The 23,710-nt window shown below is 69.9% G+C and carries 22 protein-coding genes and 1 pseudogene; 6 read left to right on the plus strand and 17 right to left on the minus strand.

Going from position 1 to position 23,710, the window contains the following annotated elements:
- Positions 1 to 947, minus strand: a 947-nt coding sequence (locus tag QH290_RS01945) for a M24 family metallopeptidase (protein ID WP_280381802.1), incomplete at its 3' end; no start/stop codon positions are given.
- A gap of 102 nt (positions 948 to 1,049) precedes the next feature.
- Here QH290_RS01945 and QH290_RS01950 point away from each other — a divergent pair.
- The gene (locus tag QH290_RS01950; RefSeq protein WP_280381803.1) at positions 1,050 to 2,027 is read left to right on the plus strand and encodes a 5'-3' exonuclease; all 978 of its coding nucleotides are present in this window, start codon (positions 1,050 to 1,052) and stop codon (positions 2,025 to 2,027) included.
- Between the two features lie 6 nt (positions 2,028 to 2,033).
- Here the strand turns inward: QH290_RS01950 and QH290_RS01955 are convergent, their stop codons facing one another.
- The 14 genes and pseudogenes from QH290_RS01955 to dop all read right to left on the minus strand — a co-directional run bounded on the left by QH290_RS01955 (position 2,034) and on the right by dop (position 16,141).
- Positions 2,034 to 2,771, minus strand: a complete 738-nt coding sequence (locus tag QH290_RS01955; protein ID WP_280263187.1) for a DUF4333 domain-containing protein — start codon at positions 2,769 to 2,771, stop codon at positions 2,034 to 2,036.
- A 155-nt stretch (positions 2,772 to 2,926) separates the two neighbouring features.
- A complete protein-coding gene (locus QH290_RS01960; protein ID WP_280381804.1) occupies positions 2,927 to 5,620 on the minus strand; it encodes a DEAD/DEAH box helicase in 2,694 nt (897 codons plus the stop codon).
- Positions 5,621 to 5,623: 3 nt separating this feature from the next.
- Entirely contained in the window at positions 5,624 to 6,610 is a 987-nt protein-coding gene (gene tatC / locus QH290_RS01965) for a twin-arginine translocase subunit TatC (protein ID WP_280263205.1), read from the minus strand.
- A 122-nt stretch (positions 6,611 to 6,732) separates the two neighbouring features.
- A complete protein-coding gene (gene tatA / locus QH290_RS01970) occupies positions 6,733 to 6,987 on the minus strand; it encodes a Sec-independent protein translocase subunit TatA (RefSeq protein WP_280263190.1) in 255 nt (84 codons plus the stop codon).
- 65 nt (positions 6,988 to 7,052) lie between these two features.
- On the minus strand, positions 7,053 to 8,099 hold the full coding sequence (locus QH290_RS01975; protein WP_280381805.1) for a 2-dehydropantoate 2-reductase: 1,047 nt from the start codon (positions 8,097 to 8,099) through the stop codon (positions 7,053 to 7,055).
- Positions 8,096 to 9,109 carry a helix-turn-helix transcriptional regulator gene (locus tag QH290_RS01980; RefSeq protein ID WP_280381806.1) on the minus strand — a complete coding sequence of 338 codons (1,014 nt, stop codon included), beginning with the start codon at positions 9,107 to 9,109 and terminating at the stop codon, positions 8,096 to 8,098. Before QH290_RS01980 ends, QH290_RS01975 begins: the two co-directional genes overlap by 4 nt.
- Before the next feature lie 15 nt (positions 9,110 to 9,124).
- Positions 9,125 to 10,123, minus strand: a complete 999-nt coding sequence (locus tag QH290_RS01985; protein ID WP_280381807.1) for a helix-turn-helix transcriptional regulator — start codon at positions 10,121 to 10,123, stop codon at positions 9,125 to 9,127.
- A gap of 71 nt (positions 10,124 to 10,194) precedes the next feature.
- The gene (locus QH290_RS01990; RefSeq protein WP_280263197.1) at positions 10,195 to 10,602 is read right to left on the minus strand and encodes a type II toxin-antitoxin system VapC family toxin; all 408 of its coding nucleotides are present in this window, start codon (positions 10,600 to 10,602) and stop codon (positions 10,195 to 10,197) included.
- Positions 10,592 to 10,831, minus strand: coding sequence for a FitA-like ribbon-helix-helix domain-containing protein (locus QH290_RS01995; protein ID WP_280263199.1), 240 nt, complete (start codon positions 10,829 to 10,831; stop codon positions 10,592 to 10,594). Before QH290_RS01995 ends, QH290_RS01990 begins: the two co-directional genes overlap by 11 nt.
- A 187-nt stretch (positions 10,832 to 11,018) precedes the next feature.
- Positions 11,019 to 12,377 (minus strand): Pup--protein ligase, encoded by a 1,359-nt coding sequence (gene pafA, locus QH290_RS02000; protein ID WP_280381808.1) that lies wholly within the window; start codon positions 12,375 to 12,377, stop codon positions 11,019 to 11,021.
- A gap of 324 nt (positions 12,378 to 12,701) precedes the next feature.
- Positions 12,702 to 13,493, minus strand: a complete 792-nt coding sequence (gene prcA, locus QH290_RS02005; protein ID WP_280265929.1) for a proteasome subunit alpha — start codon at positions 13,491 to 13,493, stop codon at positions 12,702 to 12,704.
- Positions 13,490 to 14,315, minus strand: a pseudogene (gene prcB, locus QH290_RS02010) (proteasome subunit beta). The gene prcA and the pseudogene prcB overlap by 4 nt, the downstream one beginning before the upstream one ends.
- The gene (locus QH290_RS02015; RefSeq protein ID WP_068020240.1) at positions 14,312 to 14,506 is read right to left on the minus strand and encodes a ubiquitin-like protein Pup; all 195 of its coding nucleotides are present in this window, start codon (positions 14,504 to 14,506) and stop codon (positions 14,312 to 14,314) included. Before QH290_RS02015 ends, prcB begins: the two are co-directional and overlap by 4 nt.
- Positions 14,507 to 14,641: 135 nt before the next feature.
- Positions 14,642 to 16,141 carry a depupylase/deamidase Dop gene (gene dop, locus QH290_RS02020; RefSeq protein WP_280265930.1) on the minus strand — a complete coding sequence of 500 codons (1,500 nt, stop codon included), beginning with the start codon at positions 16,139 to 16,141 and terminating at the stop codon, positions 14,642 to 14,644.
- A gap of 153 nt (positions 16,142 to 16,294) precedes the next feature.
- Between dop and QH290_RS02025 the strand changes: the two genes are divergently transcribed.
- From QH290_RS02025 to QH290_RS02035, 3 genes are all read left to right on the plus strand, one after another.
- Positions 16,295 to 17,497 carry a DUF418 domain-containing protein gene (locus tag QH290_RS02025; protein WP_280381809.1) on the plus strand — a complete coding sequence of 401 codons (1,203 nt, stop codon included), beginning with the start codon at positions 16,295 to 16,297 and terminating at the stop codon, positions 17,495 to 17,497.
- A gap of 66 nt (positions 17,498 to 17,563) precedes the next feature.
- On the plus strand, positions 17,564 to 18,577 hold the full coding sequence (locus tag QH290_RS02030; RefSeq protein WP_280265932.1) for a permease: 1,014 nt from the start codon (positions 17,564 to 17,566) through the stop codon (positions 18,575 to 18,577).
- A complete protein-coding gene (locus QH290_RS02035; RefSeq protein ID WP_280265933.1) occupies positions 18,574 to 19,320 on the plus strand; it encodes a TIGR03943 family putative permease subunit in 747 nt (248 codons plus the stop codon). Before QH290_RS02030 ends, QH290_RS02035 begins: the two co-directional genes overlap by 4 nt.
- Here the strand turns inward: QH290_RS02035 and QH290_RS02040 are convergent.
- Both QH290_RS02040 and QH290_RS02045 read right to left on the minus strand, forming a co-directional pair.
- Complete coding sequence (locus tag QH290_RS02040; RefSeq protein WP_280265934.1) at positions 19,317 to 20,054, minus strand: DUF6882 domain-containing protein; 738 nt, start codon at positions 20,052 to 20,054, stop codon at positions 19,317 to 19,319. The two genes, QH290_RS02035 and QH290_RS02040, sit on opposite strands and share 4 nt — an antisense overlap.
- Before the next feature lie 46 nt (positions 20,055 to 20,100).
- Positions 20,101 to 20,838 (minus strand): TetR/AcrR family transcriptional regulator, encoded by a 738-nt coding sequence (locus QH290_RS02045; RefSeq protein ID WP_280265935.1) that lies wholly within the window; start codon positions 20,836 to 20,838, stop codon positions 20,101 to 20,103.
- Between the two features lie 97 nt (positions 20,839 to 20,935).
- Here QH290_RS02045 and QH290_RS02050 point away from each other — a divergent pair, with 97 nt between their 5' ends.
- Both QH290_RS02050 and QH290_RS02055 read left to right on the plus strand, forming a co-directional pair.
- Entirely contained in the window at positions 20,936 to 21,835 is a 900-nt protein-coding gene (locus tag QH290_RS02050; RefSeq protein WP_280265936.1) for an AurF N-oxygenase family protein, read from the plus strand.
- Positions 21,832 to 23,619: a DUF4873 domain-containing protein gene (locus tag QH290_RS02055; RefSeq protein ID WP_280381810.1), complete on the plus strand. Its 1,788-nt coding sequence runs from the start codon at positions 21,832 to 21,834 to the stop codon at positions 23,617 to 23,619. The genes QH290_RS02050 and QH290_RS02055 overlap by 4 nt, the downstream gene beginning before the upstream one ends.
- The last annotated feature ends 91 nt before the right edge of the window (positions 23,620 to 23,710 follow it).

Raw genomic sequence — 23,710 nt, forward strand, 5'->3', positions numbered from 1 at the left:
TCCCCCCACCGCCCCTGGCCGGGGCCGGGGCGGTGGATTAACTCGCCCCCCAACCCGCCCCCGGCCAACGGGTTGCGCGCGGCGGCGGCGCCGCAGGCGGCGGGCCCGCCCGGCCCCACGGCCGCCACGGCGGCCGCCTGGGCGCGCTCCAGTTCGCCGTAGCGCGCGGAGATCTCGGGATCGGGCTCGCCGAGCACATAGGTGCGCGTGGAATCGGAGTAGTAGCCGGGCTCGACCGGACCGCCGATGTCGACGACCACCACATCACCGGTGCCGAGGCGGCGATCCGACACCGCGTGGTGCGGATTCGCCCCGTTCGGCCCGCTGCCGACGATCACGAACGCGGCCTCGGTATGCCCCTCCTCGACGATCGCCGCGGTGATGTCGGCGGCCACCTCCGCCTCGGTGCGGCCCGCGCGCAGCCACTCGCCCACACGGGCGTGCACGCGGTCGATCGCCGCGCCCGCGCGCCGCAGGGCCTCGATCTCGCTGGCGTCCTTGAGCATTCGCAGCTGCCGCAGCACCGGGGTGGCCGCGACCGGCAGCGCGGTGAGCGTGTCGGCGATGGGCAGCAGATGCAGCGCGGGCATGGTGTCGTCGACCGCCACCCGCGCCCCGGCGTTGAGCGCGGACTTCACCACCCGGTACGGATCCACGCCGTCGGTCCAGTCCAGCACCTGCAGCCCCAGTTCCCCCGCCGCCGACCCGCCCAGCGACGCCAGTTCCAGTTTCGGAATCACCACCGAGGGCGTCTCCCCGCTGGCCGGGATCACCAGGCAGGTCAGCCGCTCGAACGACTGCGCCCGCGACCCGATCAGATACCGCAGATCCGGCCCCGGCGTGATCAGCAGCGCATCCAGCTTGGCCGCCCGCGTCAGCTCCGCCGCCCGCTCCAATCGCTTCCCGTAGACCTCTGCACCGAACCGTGCCTCCGTCTCCGCGCTCATGTAGATCGACATTACGCCCAACCGCGCGCCGCTTTCCCCCGATCTGCTTGCCCTTGCCGTCTTACCGCCGGATTGTCGGGTGCATCGGCTAGCGTCTGGGGCATGAGCTCACCCGCCACCGGTCCGCTGCTGCTGCTCGACGGGGCCAGCCTGTGGTTCCGTGCCTTCCATGCCATTCCGGAGAAGATCACCGCGCCCGACGGGCAGCCGGTGAACGCGGTGCGCGGATTCACCGACATGGTGGCGGCGCTGATCACCCGGCATGCCCCGGCGCGGCTGGTGGTGTGCCTGGATCTGGACTGGCGGCCGAGGTTCCGGGTGGAGCTGCTGCCCTCCTACAAGGCGCACCGGCTCGCCGACGCCGGTGGGCACGAGGCGGGCACGCCCGGGCCGGATATCGAGGAGGTGCCGGACACGCTGACCCCGCAGGTCGACATGATCCTCGCGGTGCTGGCCGCGGCGGGTATCGCGACCGCGGGCGCGGAGGGCCTGGAGGCCGACGACGTCATCGGCACCCTGGCCACCCGCGAGCGCACCGACGAGACGATCGTCGTGAGCGGCGACCGCGACCTGCTGCAGCTGGTCCGCGACGACCCCGCGCCGCCGGTGCGGGTGTTCTATGTCGGCCGCGGCCTGGCCAAGGCCGAGCTGTGGGGCCCGGCCGAGGTCGCGGCGAAATACGGTGTGCCGCAACGCAACGCCGGTCCCGCGTACGCCGATATGGCCACCCTGCGCGGCGACGCCTCCGACGGCCTGCCCGGTGTCGCGGGCATCGGCGACAAATCCGCCGCCACCCTGATCTCCCGCTTCGGCAGTCTCGACGCCCTGGTCGCCGCCGTCGAGGATCCGAATTCCGATCTGGCCCAGGGCGTCCGGGCCAAGCTGCGCGCCGCCGAGGGCTACCTGAAGGCGGCGGGGCCCGTCGTCCAGGTGGTCCGCGACGCCGAGGTCGGCCTCTCCGGCCCCGACGTATTACCCACGGCCCCGGCGGATCCCGAGGGCCTCCAGGCCCTGGCGGCCGCCTACAACGCCGAGAGCCCGATCAAGCGCCTGATCGCGGCCCTCGGCGCACGGTCCTAGCCGCCGTCAGCTCGGGCGGCCGACCTCGTAGGTGCCGTCGTCCTTGGTGATCTTGACGGCGACCTTCTTCTGCTCGCCGCCGACCTTCAGCGTGCAGTCGAAGGTCTTGCCGACCTCGACCTTCTGGCCGGAGGGGCAGCTGACGTCCTGGACGTCATCGATGCCGTAGGAATCCTTGAGCACGGTCTGCACGCCGGTCTGCACGGCCTGATTGTCGAGCTTGTCGCTGGACAGGAAGACGACACCGAGCACGACCGCCGCCACGACCACCACCGCGGCGACCACGCCGCCGATGATCAGGCCCTTCTTGGACTTCTTCGGACTGCTCAGCTGCAGCGGCTGCTGACCCCACTGCTGCTGGCCCGGCTGCTGCGGCTGACCCCACTGCTGACCGGGCTGCTGCGGCTGATTCCACTGCTGCTGGGTCGGCTCCCACGGCTGCTGACCGGGCTGCTGCTGCGGCCACGACGGCTGACTCTGCTGACCCCACTGCGGCTGCTGGGGAGGCTGGCCCCACTGCTGCTGACCGGGCTGCTGGCCCGGCTGCGGCTGACCCCACTGCTGGCCACCGCCCTGCTGACCCCACTGCTGGCCGGGCTGCGGCGCGCTGCCCGGCTGCTGACCCCACTGCTGGGTGGGACCGGCCGGACCGGGTGACTGCTGTCCGCCCCACTGCTGGGTCGGATCGTTCGGGCGTCCCTCCCCTGGACCAGGGGTGTCGCTCGGTCCGTACGGGCCGCTCATCTGCCTGCCTCCACTCGCACTCGTCTACACACGCTTGCCCCCCGCGTGAGATCGCCTCACCACGGTCGGTACACGCAAGCATCCAATCACAGTCGATTGCGCCGCGTCCGGATTGGCGTGGTTCACCATGTCCGGGAATGCGGGCGCGGCCGCCGTCAGGCCGCGTCCACGGCCACCACGCCGCGGCGGATGGCCTTCACCGCCTTGGCCGCCGTCGACGCCACCTCGGTGTCGTCGGCGGTCTGATGGATCTGGTCGAGCAGGTCGATCACCTGGCGGCACCAGCGCACGAAATCGCCCGCCGACAACGCGTTTCCCTGATCGCCGCTGGCGAGCAGCGATTCGGCCAGGCCGTCACCGCGGGCCCACTTGTAGACCCCGGTGACGAAACCGAGATCGGGCTCGCGGGTGGGCATCAGCTTGTGCCGGGCCTCGTCGGTGCGCAGCTGGCTCCACACGCCGACCGTGGCCCCGACGGCCCGGCGAATCGGCGCGGTCGGCCCGGCCGGGCCCAGGTAGCCGCCGGTCTCCTGCCGGGACTCGTACACCAGGATGGACACCACCGCGGCCAGTTCGGCGGCCCCGAGCCCGCGCCACAGACCCTGCCGAAGGCATTCGGCGACAACGAGATCCGCCTCGGTGTAGATGCGCGCCAGCCGGCGCCCGTCGGCGGTCACCTCACCGGCGTCCACATATCCGCGCTCCTCCAGCAGCCCCACGATGCGGTCGAAGGTGCGTGCCAGCGAGTTCGTCGTGGCCGCCACCTTCTGCCGCATGGACTCGGTCTCGCGCTGCAGCCGGTAGTAGCGCTCGCCGACCCGCGCCAGCTGCTCGCGGTCGGGGCGGGTGTGCGCCGGATGCGAGCGCAGGGCGCGCCGCAGGGTCTGCAGTTCCCGGTCGTCGCCGCCCTTGGAGCGGGTGCCGCGGCGCTGCCTGCCCGGTGCGCTGATGCCGGTGCTGCGCAGCGCGGACGCGAGATCGCGGCGGGTGCGCGCGGTGCGGTGGTCGACGTGACGCGGCAGGCGCATCCAGCCCAGCGGCTGGGCCGGTGTCGGGAAGTCGGCGGCCGAGATCCGGCCCGCCCACTTGTCCTCGGTCAGCACCAGCGGCCGCGGATCCCCCGGGGACGCATCGGGTTCCAGGATCACCGCCAGGCCCTGGCGGCGGCCGGACGGAATCGCCACCACGTCTCCGCGGCGCAGCGAGGTCAGCGAGGCGACCGCCGCGCCCCGGCGGTCGGCCCGGCCCTGCCGCTCCAGGTCTCGTTCGCGCTGTTTCACGCGGTCCCGCAGCGACAGGTACTCGAGGAAGCCGTCGTCGTCGATCTGCGAACTCAGCTTGCGCAGCTGCCCCTCGTTGCGCTCGATCCCGCGCACCAGGCCCACCACCGACCGATCGGCCTGGAACTGCGCGAAGGACCGCTCCAGCAGCGCCCGCGACTCCGCCGCGCCCATCCGGTCGATCAGGTTGATCGACATGTTGTACCCGGGCCGGAACGAGCTGCGCAGCGGATAGGTCCGAGTGGAGGCCAGGCCCGCGACCGCGCTGGTGTCGACATCGGGATGCCACACGACCACCGCGTGACCCTCGATATCGATCCCGCGGCGCCCCGCCCGGCCGGTCAGCTGCGTGTACTCACCCGGGGTGAGTTCGGCGTGCGTCTCGCCGTTGAACTTCACCAGGCGCTCCAGCACCACCGTGCGCGCGGGCATGTTGATGCCCAGAGCCAGTGTCTCCGTGGCGAAGACGGCCCGCACCAGGCCGCGCACGAACAGCTCCTCCACGGTGTGCCGGAAGGCCGGGAGCATGCCCGCGTGGTGGGCGGCCAGGCCGCGGTGCAGCGCCTCCCGCCACTCCCAGTAGCCGAGCACCTCCAGATCGCTGCGCGGCAGGTCGCCGGTGTGCTTCTCGATGATCTCGTCGATCACCTCGTAGTCGCCCTCGCGGCTCAGGTCCAGCCGCGACCGCAGGCACTGGGCCAGCGCCCCGTCGCAGCCCGCGCGGCTGAAGATGAAGGTGATCGCCGGGAGCAGGGCCTCCTGATCGAGGACGGCGAGCATCTCCGGGCGCGGCAGCGGCCGGTAGAAGCGGCGCGGGCCGCCCCGCCCCCGCGGCCCGCCCCAGCCGTCCATCCGGTCCGCCTGCTCGCGGTGCTTGATGTAGCGCACCAGGTCCGCGTCGACGATCACCTTCTGATCGCCGGACTTCTGATCGAACAGGTCGAACATGCGCCGCCCCACCAGCACGTGCTGCCACAGCGGCACCGGCCGGGTCTCGTCGACGATCACCGCCGTATCGCCGCGCACGGTCTCCATCCAGGCGCCGAACTCCTCGGCGTTGCTCACCGTCGCCGACAGGCTCACCAGCCGCACGTCGGGCGGCAGGTGCAGGATGACCTCCTCCCAGACCGCGCCGCGGAACCGGTCGGCCAGGTAGTGCACCTCGTCCATGACGACGTACGAAAGCCCCTGCAGCGCATCCGAACTCGCGTAGAGCATGTTGCGGAGCACCTCGGTGGTCATCACCACGACCGAGGCGTCGGGATTCAGCGACTGATCGCCGGTCAGCAGCCCGACCGCACCGCGGCCGTAGCGCTCGACCAGATCGGCGTACTTCTGGTTCGACAGCGCCTTGATCGGGGTGGTGTAGAAGCATTTGCCGCCCGCGGCGAGCGCCAGGTGCACCGCGAACTCACCGACCACGGTCTTACCCGCGCCGGTCGGGGCGCACACCAGCACGCTGTGCCCGCCCTGCAGGGCGGCACAGGAATCCCGCTGGAAGGGATCGAGGGAGAAATCGAGCTCCGCGGCAAATGCCGCGAGTTCGCCAGTCAGCGACCGAAGTGTCACTTGTCAGAGGGTATCGGAGTAGTCCGACACGGGTCGCTGTGTTTTCTCCGCCCGCGCCGCGACCGGCTCGGCCGCGCCCACCGGTCCGGGCGCGTCGACCGGCGCCACGCCGCCGACCGCCTCGGGCCGCTCGTCGAGCGGGGATGCCTCGTCGTCGGAGAGTTTGCTCCAGTCGTCGCGGCGGGCCCGGCGCTTGTCGTTCAGGCGCGCGATCTGGACCGCGACCTCGAACAGCAGCGTCAGCGCGAAGGCCAGCGCCAGCATCGAGAACGGGTCCTGCGGGGTGACGATCGCCGCGAAGACGAACAGGCCGAAGATCAGCCCGCGCCGCCACTTCTTGAGCTTCTCGTAGCTCAGCACGCCGATCATGTTCAGCCCCACGACCAGCAGCGGCGTCTCGAAGCTGACCCCGAAGATGATCAGCAGGCGGATGATGAAGTCGAAGTACTCCGAGCCTCGCAGGGCGGTGATCTGCGCGTTGTCACCGATGCCCATCAGGAAGCTGAGGGCGTGCGCGACCACCCAGTACGCCAGCACCGCGCCCGCGACGAACAGCACGGCGCCCGCGCCCACGAAACTGATCGCGTACCTGCGCTCCTTCGAGTACAGACCCGGTGTGATGAACGCCCACAGCTGGTACAGCCACACCGGACACGCCATCACCACGCCCGCGGTCAGGCCCACCTTGAACCGCAGCATGAACTGCTCGAACGGCGCGGTCGCCAGCAACCGGCAGGCACCGTCGGGGCTCAGCTGGACGCGCTTGGCCGCGGGCAGCTCACAGTAGGGACCGCGCAGGATGTCGCCGAGGCTTTCGATGCCGAGGAAGCCGTGGCCGTACCACAGGAACCCGAGCACGGTGGTGAGCGCGACGGCCAACAGGGACTTCAGGATCCGCGACCGCAGCTCGTGCAGGTGCTCCACCAGCGACATGGTGCCGTCGGGGTTGACCCGGCGACGGCTGCGCCGGGGGTCGAACGGAATGCGCATGGATGTGATTGCCTCGCTGGTCGCCTGGCCCGGAACCTGAACACGCGCGCCGCCCGCCACCGCCCGGCGCACGACAGCACGCATCCCGGGATGATCGTCTCATCCCGGGATCGACACCTCTGCTACGCCTTGTGCGTTTCCGGATTCGCCTGCGGCACCGAATTGGTCGGCTGGGCCGGGGGCAGTTCCTGGGTCGCGGGCTTGGCGGGCTGCTCGGACTTCTTCTCGCCGTCCGACTGCATCTCGCTCATCTCGCTCTTGAAGATGCGCAGCGAACGACCGAGGCCGCGGGCCGCGTCCGGCAGCCGCTTGGCGCCGAAGAGCACCAGCACCAGCACCGCGATGATGATCCAATGCGTCGGGCTGAGTGAACCCATCGATTACCTCCAAAGACTGTGGTATGTCCGATGCTACCGGACCGGGTACGGGGTGAACGCGCTCGTCAGGTCTCGTTCGCCGGGTGTTCGGCGGGTCGATCCTGCGCCGACTGCAACTGTGCCAGCAGCTCCGGACCCGCCCATCTGCGGGGGTCGCCGCGCTCGGCGGCCTCGACCAGCTCCACCAGGCGGGCGTTCACCGGCGTGGGCGTCGCGACCATCTGCCCCAGGCGCACGATCTCCCCCGACAACCAGGCGATCTCCGTGCGGCGGCCCAGCGCCAGATCGTCGGCCATCGACGAGCGGGCCATCGGATCCACCGCCAGCACCCGCCCGGCAACCCGCGTGAAAACCGCGTCGGGCACGGTGAGCAACCGTGTCATCAGCCCGGGCGGCAGCGGGGTCAGCCGGGCCGGGTGGATCCGGGCGCGGCGCATCACCTCCAGCGCCTCGGCCTGCGCCAGCGCCAGGCAGCGGCGATAGTCGCGGGTGGCGAGCTGTTCGCGCAACGGCCGACCCGACAGGGCATTGATCGCGTTGTTGAGATTCAGCAGCAGTTTGGCCCACTGCACGGGCCGCAGGTCCGGGTAGCGGCGCAGCTCCAGCCCGGCCCGCCGGAACAGGGGCGCGAACCGCTCGAGGGCCGGATCGGCGGCGACGGCCAGCCCGCCCTCGGTGCCGCGATGGAAGCGGCCGCCCTCCTGATGCGCCACATTGCACATCACCATGCCCGCGAGCACCACGCACGACGGCAGGACCTCCCGGATCGCGGTGTCGTTGCCGATCCCGTTCTGCAGGCTCAGCACGACCGTGCCGGGCCGGATCCGCTCGGCCAGCTGCCGCGCGGCCTCGGTGGTCTGCGCGGACTTCACCGTGATCAGCACGAGGTCGGCGGCGCCGACGTCGTCGGGCGCGGTGGCGACCTGGAACGCCGTCGGCGCGACCCGCTCGTCGCCGCCGTCGAGATCGGTCAGCCGCAGCCCCGTCGCGGAGATCTCGTCGAGCAGTCGCGGGCGACCGACGAAGGTGACGTCCGCGCCCGCGGCCGCCAGCTTCCCGCCCACGAAGATGCCGATGCTGCCGGCGCCGAGCACCGTCACGCGAAACGTCAAGCGGGACCGACCTCCTCGATCGCGGTCCGGTCGTATCCGGCACCGCCGGTGTTCTCGAGCGTCTCGTAGGCCGACAGGGCGGCGCTCGACCGCTCCCGGACCGCGGTCACCAGCTCCGCCGGGCCCAGCACCGTCACTCCGGAGCCGAATCCGAGCAGCAACCGCGCCATCCAGTCCAGCGTGGCGAAGCGCATGGTGGCCTCCACGCTGCCGTCGGGGTGCACCGCGACCCGGTGCATCGGATATTGATCCAGCACCCAGCCGTAGTCGGCGTGTATCAGCAAGCGCGCCAACGGGATCGCCGGATCGTCGGAGAACAGGTCCAGGGCCGCGGATTCGTCGGTGGCGTGGCTGGGCGGGCGCGCGGGTTCGGCGAGTTCGGTGGCCTCCTCGATGCGGTCGAACCGGAACAGCCGCACCCCCTCGGCCTGGCGGCACCATGCCTGCAGGTAGGAGTTGTTGTCCACCAGCACGATTCGGATGGGGTCGACCACCCGCTCGGAGACCACGTCGCGGCTGGCCGAGTAGTACACCAGGCGCAGCGCCCGGCCGCGGGCCAGGGCCGAGCGCACCGTGGTCACCGCGGGAGCCTCCGCGGGCGCCGCCGGTTCCGGGCCGGCCCATCGGTCCGGATCGCCGGCGATCGCCGACTCGATCTTCGCCATGGCCGAGCGGGCGGCGGTGGGGTCCACCATGCCCGGCAGGTCCGCGATCGAGCGCAGCGCCACCAGCACCGCGGTCGCCTCCGTGGAGGTCAGCCGCAGCGGGCGTTCGATACCGGCGGAGAAGGTGACCTCGATGCTCTCCTCGGAGAACGACAGGTCGATCAGATCGCCCGGTCCGTAGCCGGGCAGGCCGCACATCCACAGCTGGTTCAGGTCGTTCATCAGCTGTTTGGTCGTGACGCCGAGTTCCGCGGCGGCCTCGGCGGCGCTGATTCCCGGATTGGCCAGGAAGTACGGAACCATGTTCAGCAGTCGCGACAACCGCGTCGACAGCCGACTACTCACACCCCACCCCCGCGCTCACGACGCCCCCACTTCCGTACGCTCGAGCACCGACCGCAGCCGTTCGACGACGTCGGCGCGCAGGTCGGCAGGCGCCAATACCAGCGCGTCGGGGCCGAGGCCGGTGATCAGGCGGGCCAGCCAGTCCCGCGACCGCACGGGGACCTCCACGATCGAGCCCGGGCGGCCGCCGATCTCGCGGTCCTCCACGGCCGCGCCGAGCCGCCGGATGTCCTGGCCGCGGCCCTCGGCGACCCACACCGTCGCCGTGCCCGTCACCTGTGAGGCGCCGGTCACCTGGGTGACGATCCGGCGCAGATCCAGATCCTCCGGCTTGTGCACCGCGTTCCGCGGGCCGTAGGCGGTGACGTCGTCGCCGATGCGGGACAGCCGGAAGGTGCGGGTCGCGTCGCGGTCGCGGTCGTGCCCGACCAGGTACCACCGTCCGTGGTGGGTCACCACGCCCCACGGTTCCACGTCGCGCATCAGGTAGGGGGCGTTGTGCGACATGCGGTGTTCGAACCGGACCGCGCGCCCGGCGTCGATCGCGGCCAGCAGCCTCCCCAGCGCCGCCTCCGAGCCCCGGGTGCGGGCGGGGACCGCGGGGACCGAGGCCAGGGCCGCGTCGGCCTCGACGTGGATGCCCGCCGCCCGCAGCTTCAGCAGCGCGCCCTCGGCCGCGGTCGCCAGTTCCGGCGACTCCCACAGCTGCACCGCCACCGCCACCGCGGCGGCCTCCTCGCTGGTCAGATCGATGTCCGGGAGTTCGTAGGCGTCGCGGTTGATGCGGTAGCCCTCCTGGCCGGAGTACCGGTTCACCGGGCCCACCTCCAGCGGGATGCCCAGGTCGCGCAGCTCGTTCTTGTCGCGCTCGAACATCCGGCTGAACGCCTCGTCGCTGGCGGAGTCCTCGTATCCGGCCACGCTCTCGCGGATTCGCTCCGCGGTGAGGAACTGCCGGGTCGACAGCAGCGCGATGACCAGATTCATCAGCCGTTCGACCTTGGATATCGCCACCCGACACAGAGTAATCGGCCCACGCAAACCCATGCGCGTCGGCGCACGATTACGCCACGAATTCGAGGATGTCAGCCGATCAGCTCGATATCACAGGGCAGTCCCGGAGCCCTCGTCAGCTTCGCGTCCGAGGTGAGCAGCGGCACGCCCAGCCGCGCGGCCAGGGCGGCATACAGTCCGTCGTAGAAGGATATGGTGTGCCGCAGCTTCCACGCCTCGATCGCCAGCCAGCCATGATGCACATAGCGGTGATCAATGATGCTGTCCAGCATGCGCAGTCCTGTTGCGGCGGCGGCATCCTCGATCACACCCTGCCGTTCGTGCCGGCGCAGCACGCTACCGACCTCGGCATCAATCAGATGTGGGGCGTGTACGACTGTCGTACGCAAGAGCTCAGCTACCGCAACACCGACAGCGTCCTTCCGCAGCAGGGCAGTCGAGACAACGGAGGCATCGGCGACATACTCATCACTCGCCACGAGTCTCCCTCAAGGCCGCCAGGATGCTGTCCCGTGTCCCGCCTGGACCCGGGTCGCGGTCGAGAGCCTCGCGAACGGCCGCCAACGCCTCGGCCTTCGTGCGACGACGAGCCATGGCTATCAGCTCCTGCCGCATATAAGCCTGCAGCGACATCCCCGCAGCCTCAGCGCGCTGACGTAGTCGTTCGGCATCCTCGTCCGGCAGGTCTCGAACCTGGATAGTGGCCATAGCGCTATTCTAGCGCTATTTTCGCGCGGCCAGTCCCGGACCTGCCTTCTTCGTGCGAACGAAGTGAGATTGCAATGATCTCCCGCCGCATGGATGCCTGGAACGACAGCCCTTCGGCAGCAGCCGCTCGACGAAGCACTTCGACGCCTTCCTCGGCGAGGTTTCGGATTCGGATGGTCGCCATTGCTCACATCGAGGCGATGAGGCGGTCCACTCGCTCGTCGACGGAGCGGAACGGGTCCTTGCACAGGACCGTGCGCTGGGCCTGGTCGTTGAGCTTGAGGTGGACCCAGTCGACGGTGAAGTCGCGACCGGCCTCCTGGGCGGCGGTGATGAAATCGCCGCGCAGCTTGGCGCGGGTGGTCTGCGGCGGGGTGGTGACCGCCGCGTCGACCGCGTCGTCCTCGGTGACGCGCTTGGCCAGGCCCTTGCGCTGCAGCAGGTCGAAGACGCCGCGGCCGCGCTTGATGTCGTGATAGGCCAGGTCCAGCTGGGCGATCTTGGGATCGGACAGGTCCATGCCGTAGCGGTCCTGGTAGCGCTGGAACAGCTTGCGCTTGATCACCCAGTCGATCTCCGTGTCGACCTTGGCGAAGTCCTGCGCCTCCACCGCGTCCAGCGTGCGGCCCCACAGGTCGACCACCGCGTCCACCTGCGGGTCGCGCTCGCGGTTGCGCAGGTGCTCCACCGCGCGGGCGTAGTACTCGCGCTGAATGTCGAGGGCGCTGGCCTGCCGCCCGCCCGCCAACCGCACCGGGCGGCGGCCGGTGAGGTCGTGGCTCACCTCGCGGATGGCGCGGATCGGGTTGTCGAGCGCGAAATCGCGGAACGAGACCCCGGCCTCGATCATCTCCAGCACCAGCGCCGCCGTGCCGACCTTCAGCATGGTGGTGGTCTCGGACATGTTCGAATCGCCGACGATGACGTGCAGGCGCCGGTACTTCTCGGCGTCGGCGTGCGGCTCGTCGCGGGTGTTGATGATCGGGCGCGAGCGGGTGGTCGCCGAGGAGACGCCCTCCCAGATGTGCTCGGCGCGCTGCGACAGGCAGAAGGTGGCCGCCTTCGGCGTCTGCAGCACCTTGCCCGCGCCGCAGATCAGCTGCCGGGTGACCAGGAAGGGCAGCAGGACGTCGGAGATCCGGGAGAACTCCCCCGCCCGCACGACGAGGAAATTCTCGTGGCAGCCGTAGGAGTTGCCCGCCGAGTCGGTGTTGTTCTTGAACAGGTAGATGTCGCCGCCGATGCCCTCCTCCGCGAGGCGCTGTTCGGCGTCGATCAGCAGCTCCTCCAGGACCCGCTCACCGGCGCGGTCGTGGGTGACCAGCTGCACCAGGCTGTCGCATTCGGCCGTGGCGTACTCCGGATGGGAACCGACATCGAGATAGAGCCGGGCACCGTTGCGGAGGAATACGTTCGAGCTGCGGCCCCAGGACACCACCCGGCGAAACAGGTACCGGGCCACCTCGTCGGGGCTCAACCGACGGTGGCCGTGGAACGTACACGTCACCCCGAACTCGGTCTCGATCCCCATGATTCGTCGCTGCACACCATCGACATTACAGCCATGCCCTGTCCGAAATGGGCTGTGCGAGCAAGCCGATGCATACGGGTTCGCAACGATTTAGGCCCCGGGGCAAACGCCTACCCACCCCGAACGGGGGAAATGACAAGGCCCCTTGCCCTCGCCCGGGGGGCGAGGGCAAGGGCCAATATTGTGCGGCCGGTCAGCGAATGCAAGGAGCAATCGTGTCCCCCGGTCAGCGAATGCAAGGAGCAATCGTGCCCGCCGGTCCGCGAATGCAAGGAGCAATCGTGCCCGCCGGTCCGCGAATGCGGTGGCCGATTGTCGGATCGGTCACCTTGTGGCCCGCTATGGGCCGGAAGGGTCTCCCGCAGAAGGGGTTTCGGGCTCGTCGCCCTTCTTCTCCGCGGGCTTCTTGGCCTTGCCGCCCTTGTCCTCGGACAGCAGGGCCTCCAGCGCGGTGCCGGAGATGCGGCGGAAGGCGCGGCGCGGGCGAGCTTGCTCGAGGGTTGCCACCTCCAGCGTCCCGACACCGAGCACCCGCTTGTCCTTGTCGCCCTCGGGCGTGCCCTTCTGCAGCGCCTGCAGCGCCAGCTTGATCGCGGCGCCGAGTTCCAGGCCCGGCTGATAGGTGTCCTTGAGCGCGGCGACGATCGGCTCGGTATTGCCGCCCATCACCACGTAGTCGCGCTCGTCCACTATCGAGCCGTCGAAATTGATCCGATACAGCACCGAGTTGCGCGCCTGCTCCGGATAGCCGACCTCGCCGATGCAGATCTCCACCTCGTACGGCTTGAGCTGATCGGTGAAGATGGTGCCCAGCAGCTGGGCGTACCCGTTGGCCAGCGAGCGACCGGTGACATCGCGCCGGTCGAACTGATAGCCCCGCAGGTCGGCGGTCAGGATGCCGTTGCGGCGCAGGTTCTCGAACTCGTTGTACTTGCCGACCGCGGCGAACCCCACCCGGTCGTACAGCTCACTCACCTTGTGCAGCGTCGCCGAGGGGTTCTCGGCGATGAACAGCACACCCTTGTCGTACACCATCACCACGACACTGCGGCCCCGTGCGATGCCCTTGCGCGCAAGCTCGGTCTTGTCGCGCATGATCTGTTCGGCCGACGCGTAGTACGGCAGTGTCATGCGTGCGCGCTCCCTTCTTCCGCCGACCGCTCCACGATCGTCCGGGCCACCTCGGCCAGCCGCTCGTCCGAAACCTCTTCGGACCCTTCGGCATTGATGACGATCGCCGTCGGGTAGATGCCGCGCAGCAGGTCCGGCCCGCCGGTGGCGGTGTCGTCGTCGGAGGCGTCGAGCAGCGATTCGACGGCGATGCGCAGCGCGCCGTCCTCATCGATATCGCGGTGGTAGGTCTTCTTCAGCGACGACTTGGCGAACATCGAGCCGGAACCGACCGCGGTGTAGCCGAAGCGCTCCTCGCTGCGGCCGCCGACCACGTCGTAGGACACGATGCGACCGGCCCGGTCCGGATCGGTGGCCTCCAGGTCGTAGCCGACCAGGATCGGCACCACCGCCAGGCCCTGCAGGGCCGCGGGCAGATTGTCGCGCACCATCTTCGACAGCTTGTTGGCCTTGCCGTCGAAGGTCAGCGGCACGCCCTCGATCTTCTCGTAGTACTCGAGCTCCACGGCGAACAACCTGATCATCTCCACCGCCACGCCCGCGGTACCGGCGATGCCGGCCGCGGAGAACGAATCGGTGAGATAGACCTTCTCCATATCCCGGCTGGCCAGCAGGTTGCCCTGGGTGGCGCGCCGGTCACCGGCGATGAGCACGCCACCGCGATAGCTGACCGCGACGATCGTGGTGCCGTGCGGGGCTATATCCTGCGACGCGACCGAAACCCTTGCCGGGCAACAGTTCCGGAGCGTGCTCTCGCAGATATTCGGAGAAGGATGACAGGGCGTACCCCGTGTGGAGCCGCAAGGGGTCACCTGGTGTCACTGGCCGCCTTTCTGAACGTATGCGCGCACGAAGTCTTCCGCGTTCTCCTCGAGCACGTCGTCGATCTCGTCGAGCAGGTCGTCGGTATCCTCCGCCAGCTTCTCGCGGCGCTCCTGGCCCGCGCCGTCCGCGCCGACCGCGTCGTCGTCCTCGTCGCCGCCACCGGCGCGCTTGGTCTGCTCTTGTGCCATAGCAGCCGACCTCCTCATGAATGATCATCGGCGAGCATCGGAGAAAGTCCGATGCTCGTGCTTCAACACTACCCAGCCCGGGGGACAACATGCCGGATTACATCGCAACGTGCCCCGGTCGCGACCTCGCCGCGGCTAGGTGGTGAGCTGTTCGACCAGCTCGGCGGCGGTGTCCACACCGTCGAGCAGCTTGCCCACGTGGGACTTGGTGCCCCGGCGCGGCTCCAGCGTGGGGATGCGGACCAGGGAATCGCCGCCCAGGTCGAAGATCACCGAGTCCCAGCTGGCGGCGGCGATATCGGCGCCGAAGCGGCGCAGGCATTCGCCGCGGAAGTAGGCGCGGGTGTCGGTGGGCGGAGTGGTCATCGCGTCCATCACCTGCTGCTCGGACACCAGGCGCTGCATCGAGCCGCGTGCCACCAGGCGGTTGTACAGGCCCTTGTCCAGCCGCACGTCGGAGTACTGCAGATCCATCAGGTGCAGCTTCGGCGCCGCCCAGCCCAGGCCCTCGCGGCTGCGCATGCCCTCGAACAGGCGCAGCTTGGCGGGCCAGTCGAGCAGGTCAGCGCATTCCATCGGATCGCGCTCGAGCAGGTCGAGCACGTGCGCCCACTTCTCCAGGATGTCGGTGACGCGGGCGTCGTCGGTGCCCTCGCGGCCGTGGAACTTCTCCACCCGGTCGAGGTAGATCCGTTGCAGCGCAAGGCCGGTCAGCTCGCGGCCGTCGGCGAGCGCCACCACGGCCCGCAGCGTCGGGTCGTGGCTGATCGAGTGCACGGCGGTGACCGGGCGGGCCAGCTGCAGATCCGACAGATCCTCGCCCGCCTCGATCAGGTCCAGCACCAGCGCGGTGGTGCCGACCTTCAGATAGGTGGACCATTCGGCCAGGTTGGCGTCGCCGATGATGACGTGCAGGCGGCGATACTTGTCCGCGTCGGCGTGCGGCTCGTCGCGGGTGTTGATGATGCCGCGCTTGAGGGTGGTCTCGAGCCCGACCTCGACCTCGATGTAGTCCGACCGCTGCGAGAGCTGGAATCCGGCGCCGTCGCCGGACTGGCCGAGCCCCACGCGGCCGGAACCGCACACCACCTGGCGGGAGACGAAGAACGGGGTGAGGCCGACGATGATCTGGTTGAACGGCGTATCCCGGCTCATCAGATAGTTCTCGTGGGTGCCGTAGGAGGCGCCCTTGCCGTCGACGTTGTTCTTGTAGAGCTGCATGCGCGGGGCCCCGGGCACGCTGGAGGCGTAGCGGGCGGCGGCCTCCATCACCCGCTCGCCCGCCTTGTCCCAGATCACCGCGTCCAGCGGATCGGTGACCTCGGGCGCGGAGTACTCCGGGTGGGCATGGTCGACGTACAGGCGGGCCCCGTTGGTGAGAATCATGTTGGCCGCGCCGACCTCGTCGGCATCGATCACGGGGGCGGGACCGTTGAGCCTGCCCAGATCGAATCCGCGGGCGTCGCGCAGCGGCGACTCCACCTCGTAGTCCCAGCGCGTGCGCTTGGCGCGCGGCACGCCCTCCGCCGCCGCGTAGGCCAGCACCGCCTGGGTGGACGTGAGAATCGGGTTGGCCGACGGCTCGGTGGGCGTGGAGATGCCGTACTCGACCTCGATTCCGATGATGCGCTGCATAACCCGAGCCTATGCGACCGGCCGACGGTCGGGGCGATCCCGGGGTCCGCGACGGGCCCGGCAACCGATGCGCCGGATCGGCCGAAGGTCGCATCGCGGTTCATCCTCACGGCGGATGGACCGCGTTCATACGGGTGTATGAGAATGGTCGGCATGCCCGAATCGAGCGCCCGGCCCACCACGTCCGGCACAGACGTCACCGCGACACCCGCACCCGCGCGCGCCGGTCGGCTGCCCGCGCTGGACGTGCTGCGCGGCATCGCCATCCTCGGCACCCTCGGCACCAACATCTGGATCCTCACCAATCCGGAGGGCCTCATCGGCTACCTCGAGGGCCGCGGCGACCCGTCGGGCGCCCCGGGTTGGACCGAGGCGGTGCTGCAGCAGCTCGCGCAGGGCAAATTCCTCGGCCTGCTCACCATCATGTTCGGGATCGGGCTGGCCATTCAGCAGCGGTCGGCGGTGCGCGGCGGGCGGGCTTGGCCGGGAAGCTATCCGGTGCGAGCGGGGCTACTCCTGCTCGACGGCCTGCTGAACTTCCTGTTCATCGCCGAATTCGACGTGCTGATGGGGTACGCGGTCACCGGCGCGGTGGTGGCGTACGTGCTGGCGACCAGCGAGCGGGCGCAGCGGCGCTGGCTGCTCATCGCCGCCGGGATCCACGTCGCGATGCTGACACTGATCGCCGCGGCGATGGCCCTCGCGCCGCCCTCCGGATCGGGCGACCCGCAGCCGCTGGACCCCAATCCCTATGCGGACGGCTCGTTCTGGGATCTGGTGGTGTTCCGGCTCGAGAACGTGGGGCTGTTCCGGCTGGAGCCGCTGTTCGTGTTCCCGATGTCGATCGCGCTGTTTCTGCTGGGCGCCAATCTGTTTCGCGCCGGGTTGTTCGAACCGGCCGGTCGTGGGCTGCGCCGCCGCCTGATGGTGCTCGGCTTCGCGATCGCCGCGCCGCTCGACCTCGTACTCGGTGTGTGGAACGGGGATCTGGTGCTGTTCACCCGGTACGGCCTCGCGCCGCTGGTGGCCCTGGGGATCCTCGCCCTGGTCGCCGAGTTCTACGTCGAGCGCACCCGGACCGGATTCACCGGCCGCCGCTTCTCCGAGGTCGGCCGCATGGCGCTGAGCTGCTACATCCTGCAGAACCTGGTGGCCTCGGCGCTGTGCTACGGCTGGGGTCTCGGGCTGGCCGCGCAGGTCTCCCCCGGCGCCCGGGTGCCGTTCACGGTCGCGATCTACCTGACGGTCTGCGCAATCATGCTGACGTTCGCCCATCTGTGGCTGCGCCGATTCGACCGCGGCCCGGTGGAATGGTTGTGGCACAGCAGCTATCGGGCGCTGACGCGGTCGAGCTGACCCGGGCGACACTCCGCGAGACGACCTGGGAAGCCGTTCGGGCGATGCGGCACGGATAATACCGGCATGCAGATCGCCGATCCCCCTCGCGCGCACCGGCCTTCGCGGACGACGCCGGGGTCGTCGACGTACGCGCTCGCCGCTCTGCTCGTGCTGGGCGTGGTGTTCGCGGGTCCGCTGGCCGGGTGGTTCGAGTCGAACGCGAAGCTGCAGACCGCCGCGACGGTGTTCACCGGGATCTTCGTGCAGGCGGTGCCGTTCCTTGTCCTGGGGGTGGTGATCAGCGGCGCGATCGCCGCCTTCGCCTCCCCCGATCTGTTGCGGAAGATCCTGCCGCGCAACGAATCCGCGGCGATCGGAGTGGCGGGGCTGGCGGGGATCGCGCTGCCCGGATGTGAATGCGGGGCGGTGCCGGTATCGCGGCGGCTGATGGATCAGGGCGTGCCGAGCGCGGCGGCCTTCGCGTTCCTGCTGTCGGCGCCCGCGGTGAATCCCGTGGTGCTGATCGCGACGGCCGTGGCGTTTCCCGGCGAGCCCGGGATGGTGGCGGCGCGGTTCGCCGGATCGCTGGCCACCGCGTTCGTGATGGGGTTCCTCTGGTCGCGGTTCGGGCGGCCGGAATGGTTCACCGCGCGGCCGCACGGGCACGAGCACTGGGCGCCCGGACGGTCGCGGTGGGAGGTGTTCACCGAGGCCGCACGGCACGACTTCCTGCAGGCCGCAGCGTTTCTCGTGGTCGGGGCCGCCGCGGCCGCGGCGCTGCACGTGCTGGTGCCGCCGGACTGGTACCGGAGCCTGTCCGGGCAGTTGCTGGTGGCGATCGTGGTGCTGGCCCTGCTGGCGGTGGTGCTGGCGCTGTGCTCGGAGGCCGACGCCTTCGTGGCGGCGAGCATGTCGGGCCTGCCGCTGCTGCCGCGGCTGGTCTTCCTCGTCGTGGGCCCGGCGGTGGATGTGAAACTGTTCGCCATGCAGGCGGGCACCTTCGGGCGGCGATTCGCGATCCGGTTCGCGCCCTTGACCTTTGCGGTCGCGACCGGATGCGGCGCGCTGGCCGGACTGATCTTCGTGGGGGCCCGATGAACCGGGTGACCCAGAATTTCGTGCTGCTGCTGATCGGCGGCGCCGTCTTGAAGATCGCGCTCGACGACACCTATCTGCGCTACGTCAAGCCGGGCCTGCAGCCGTATCTGATCGTCAGCGGCGCGGCGCTCACGCTGCTGGCCCTGCTCACGATCGGGCGCGATATCCGAAGGGGTTGGGCCGCAGCCGATTCCGATCACGGCCACGGCCGCGCCGAGTGGCTGCTGCTGGCCCCGATCACCGCGCTGCTGATCGTCGTGCCGCCCGCGCTGGGCGCCGGATCCGTGCAGTCCGGCACCACCGTGCAGGCCACGGTCGGCACGCCCGCGGACGGCGGCGACGGCAAGTTCGCGTTCCCGCCGCTGCCGGTCGGCGACGCCCCGACGCTGCGCATGTACGAGCTCATCGACCGCGCCTCCTACGATTCGAGCGGTGCGCTCGACCACCGCGACATCACCGTGATCGGCTTCATCGTGCGCACCGACCACGACGGCGCACCCCGCACGGACGGCACCCGCACCGGCGTCGACCTGGCCCGCCTGGTCATCACCTGCTGCGTCGCCGACGCCCAGCTCCTGCGCGTCCATTTGGCGGGCACCTTCGATCCCCCGCCCGACGACACCTGGGTCTCGGTCCGCGGCCGGGTCGAACCGAACAGCGCCCGCGTCGAAACGCAGATGACGCCGACGCTGCAGGTCACCGAGCTACGCCCGATACCGACCCCGGCGCGGGTCTACGGTTAGGACACAGCGGCCACACGCCCGTCCTCGGGCTCGTCGGCGTGTACCGCGGCCATTCGGCCGTCCTCGTCGAAGTCGACGGTTCCCGCGATCCCGGAGCCGGAGAAGGTGAGGCGGCGGCGGGCGGCGTCGAAGTCGGCGGTGAGGCCGCGGCGGCGCAGGTAGCTGCGGACGGCGCGGCGGTGGTCCGACAGCGTCGGTCCGGACATGGCGCGAGTCAGCACCGCGGCGATGCGCGACGAGTCCGGTTGCGGCAGAACGAAATCCGGGTGATCTATCAGGAAGGCGGCGCGGCCGCCCTCGTCGCCGAGCACCGCGTTGTATCCGCACCAGTGCCCCGAGATGATCTTGGCGGCCTCCATCATCACGCCGACCACCAGCGGCGGCTCCGGCGGCACCACCGTCAGCGCGGTGAACGGCAGCTCCGCCTCGGCCAGTTCGCCGATGCGGTGCTGAATCCCGAAGTAGCGCACGCTCTCCGCGACCGCGGTGACCGGCGCCGGGAATCCGCGCGGGTTGGCCCACGACCACAGCCACGACCCCGCCGCCGCGGTACCCAGCAGGTGGAACTCCGTGCACACGAACGTCTTGTCCGCACCGAGGAATTCCAGCCGCCCGGCCGCGAGATCGCAGCGCCAGGAATGCTCGCCCAGCAGGTCGGTCAGGTGTAACTGATGCTCGAGCGAGAGCAGCGCGGCGTCATCGAGCAGACCGATCAAGGTGGGCAATCCGGACACCGGGGTGAGATTAGCGAAACCCGCCGCCTGATGCCGCTCGACGCGGTCACGAGACCTGTTGGACCCGTGGCTCTTCCGATCGCGCGAGCAGGTCGGCGACCAGCGTGTCACGCTCGAGCGGCACGCCGAGACTGCGGGCATTGCCCTCGAAGATCGCCAGCACCGACGCCGACACCATGCCCCCGACCTGCTCCGAGGTCAGCGCGGTGGCCGAATCGGCACGCCAGCTGTTCACCACGCCGTCGACGAATCCGATGATGCCGAACGCCATCGGCCGCGCGCGGTCGGTATCGATCCCGAAGCGCGACAGCGTGGTGGCGAACAGGTCGGCCAACTGCCCGCCGATCCGGTCGCGCGCCCCGGCCAGGGCCTGCGACGTATCGCCCTGCGGCGCACCCCCGGCCAGGAACCGGTGCAGATGCGGATGCCGCTCCACCCAGCCCACGTAGGTCCCGACCGCGCCGCGCACCGCGTCCTTGAGCGTGCCGCCGCCGCGCAGCGTCGGCATCAGCTCGGCCAGCAAAGCTTCCAGAATGCGGCGGCGGATCTGCTCGTCCAGGTCGGCCCGCCCGTCGAAATGCCGGTACACCACCGGGCGCGGCAGCCGCAGCCGGTCGGCGATCTGCTGCACCGAGACGTCCACGCCGTTCTCCTCGATGACCGCGACCGCGGCGTCGAGCACCTCCGCGCGGCGCTGGCGCTTATGGCCGTTCCAGCGGGTGCTGCGGCCGTCGACGGACGCCGCCGCCTGCCGCGATACGGACTTTCCGCTGGTTCCGGTCACACCGCAACGATACTCGCCGCACCCTTGACCGTTACACCCTGTCTCACTAATCTGACTGTAACAGCTTGTATCAGTAATCGAGCATTGGAGAGCTGTCATGGGCAACGAGGCCGCACTGCTCCCCCAGGAGTCCTTCGCACAGCGCCTGCTGACCGGGTCGGTGCGCAAGTCCTACGACCCGGTGGTCGACCTGGATTGGGATGCCCCGCTGGATCCGGAGAAACTGTTCCTGCCGCCCGAGGTCGTCTCGCTCTACGGCACCGAGCTGTGGGAGTCGATGACCCCGCAGCAGCGCCGCGAACTGTCGCGCCAGGAGCTGGCCAACGTCCTGTCGGTCGGCATCTGGTTCGAGAACCTGCTCAACCGGCTGCTGTTGCGGGAGTTGATGAACGGCGATCCCACCACGCGCCACTCGCATTACACGCTCACCGAAATGGGCGACGAATGTCGGCACATGATGATGTTCGGCAAGCTCATCGACCGCATCGAGGCCCGGCCCTACTGGCCCAAACCCTATGCGCGCCTGGTCATCTCGTCGCTGCAACTGTTCCTGCGCGGGTCGATGACGTGGGTGGGCGCGCTGGTGGGCGAGGAGATCTTCGATGCGCTGCAGCGCCGCACCCTCGACGATCCGCAGCTGCAGCCGCTGGTCTCGCGGGCGATGCGGATCCATGTCACCGAGGAGGCGCGCCACATCGGATTCGCCCGCGATGCGCTGGCCCGGCGGGTGCCGACGATGTCGCGGGCCGAATTCGCCTACACGCGACTGTGCGTCGCGGTCGCGGCTCCGCTGTTCGTCTATCTGATGACCAACCCGCACATGTACGAGCGGGCCGGGCTGGACGGCCGCGCGGCGGCGCGGACCGCGCGCGGTAATCCGGACGCCAAGCGGGCGCTGGGCACCGGTGCCGCGAATCTCGGTGCGTTCCTGGACAAACAGGGGCTGATCGGGCCGATCGGCAAATGGATCTGGCAGCGCCGGGGGCTGTGGGCATGAGCGAGCGCAGCGAGCCGAGCGGTGCCGATCCCGAGATCGTCATCGTCGGTGCGGGTTTCGGCGGTATCGGGACGGCGATCGAGCTGCGGCGGGCGGGCATCGAGGATTTCGTCGTGCTGGAGAAGGCCGAGGAGATCGGCGGCACCTGGCGGGAGAACACCTATCCCGGATGCGGCTGCGACGTGATGTCGCTGACGTATTCGTACTCGTTCGAGCCGAACCCGCGCTGGACGCGGATGTTCGCCCGCCAGCCCGAGATCCTGGACTACCTGCGGCGCACCGTCGATCGCTACGACCTGCACCGGCACATCCGGTTGCGGTCGGAGGTCGTGGCCCTCGACTTCGACGACGACGCCGACCGCTGGACCGTGCGCACCGACGACGGACGGCAGCTGCGCCCGCGGATCGTGGTGATGGCACCCGGGCCGCTGCACGAGCCGTCGGTTCCGGACCTTCCGGGTCGAGAGTCGTTCCGCGGCACCAGCTTCCACTCCGCGCGGTGGGATCACGACTTCGATGTCACGGGTAAGCGGATCGCGGTGATCGGCACCGGGGCGAGCGCCGTGCAGCTCGTGCCGCAGATCGCGAAGCAGGCCGCGCAGGTGACGGTGTTCCAGCGCACCCCGCACTGGGTGGTCCCGAAACCGGATCGGCGCCTGTCGTCCGCGGAGCACGCGGTGTTCCGATTCGTGCCGGGGGCGCAGCGGCTGTACCGGTGGGCGGTCTACTGGGGTTACGAGTCCATGATTCCGGCGTTCATGAATCCGGGGTTGATGCGGCGGGTCGAGTCGGTGGCGCGCGGGCACCTGCGCAGGCAGGTACGGGACCCGGAACTTCGCCGTGAGCTGACGCCGGACTACCGGCTCGGTTGCAAGCGGATCCTGGTGTCCAACAACTACTATCCCGCATTGCAGCGGGACGGCGTCGAGCTGGTGACCGAACCGATCGATCGCCTCACCGAGACCGGTGTCGCGACCGCCGACGGACGCGAGCGCGAGTTCGACGCCGTCGTGTACGCCACCGGCTTCAAGATCTCCGATCGCTTTGCCGCGCAGCACATCGTCGGCGCGAACGGGCGCACGATCCAGGACCTCTGGCGCGGCGGCATGGAGGCGTTCCTCGGCGTCGCCGTGCACGGCCTGCCGAATCTGTTCCTGATCGTGGGCCCGAATTCCGGTGGCGGACATCAGTCCATCGTGTTCATGATCGAGGCGCAGGCCCGCTATATCCGCCAGTGCATCGAGCGGATGCGGCGCACGTCCGGCACCCGGATCGAGGTCCGGGCGGCGACCCAGCACGAGTTCAATCGGCGCGTGCAGGCCAAACTGTCTGGGACCGTGTGGAATTCGGGCGGATGCCAGAGCTGGTACCTGGACGAGCAGGGGCTCAACCGCGCCGCGTGGCCGGGGTCGAGCGTGTCCTACTGGCGGGCCATGCGCCGTCCGGATCCGGGCCATTTCGATCTGACGGTGGCGGCGGAACGTGAACCCGCCCACGAGTATTCGGGCCCGGCGGTCCTCGATGCGCCGGGTGCGGAGCTGCCGGTGACGGTGGCGCTGAGCGGGCATCCGGACCCGATCGACGGCCGCTACCACTGGTACGGCCGGGTCACCGCGGCCGACGGCGTCGACCTGCCGGATCCGCGGCGCGGTCAGGTGTCGCTGACGCTGCCCGGCGGCGCCCCGACGGCCGCCACCCTGCAGGAGCGCGATCCGTGGGGCAATCTGCGCATCGTCGGTGTCGGTGAACCGCCGTTTCCCTTGGAGCCAGCCGAGATTCGATGATCGTGCACGACCCTCGGCGTCTCCGGTCGGCCGAGGAGTCCCGGGTCGTTCGGCGCGAACGGGGAACGGCCGGAGCCGCTGAGGGATCCCC

It is taken from the genome of Nocardia wallacei (assembly GCF_029869545.1).
Classification (GTDB): domain Bacteria; phylum Actinomycetota; class Actinomycetes; order Mycobacteriales; family Mycobacteriaceae; genus Nocardia; species Nocardia wallacei_A.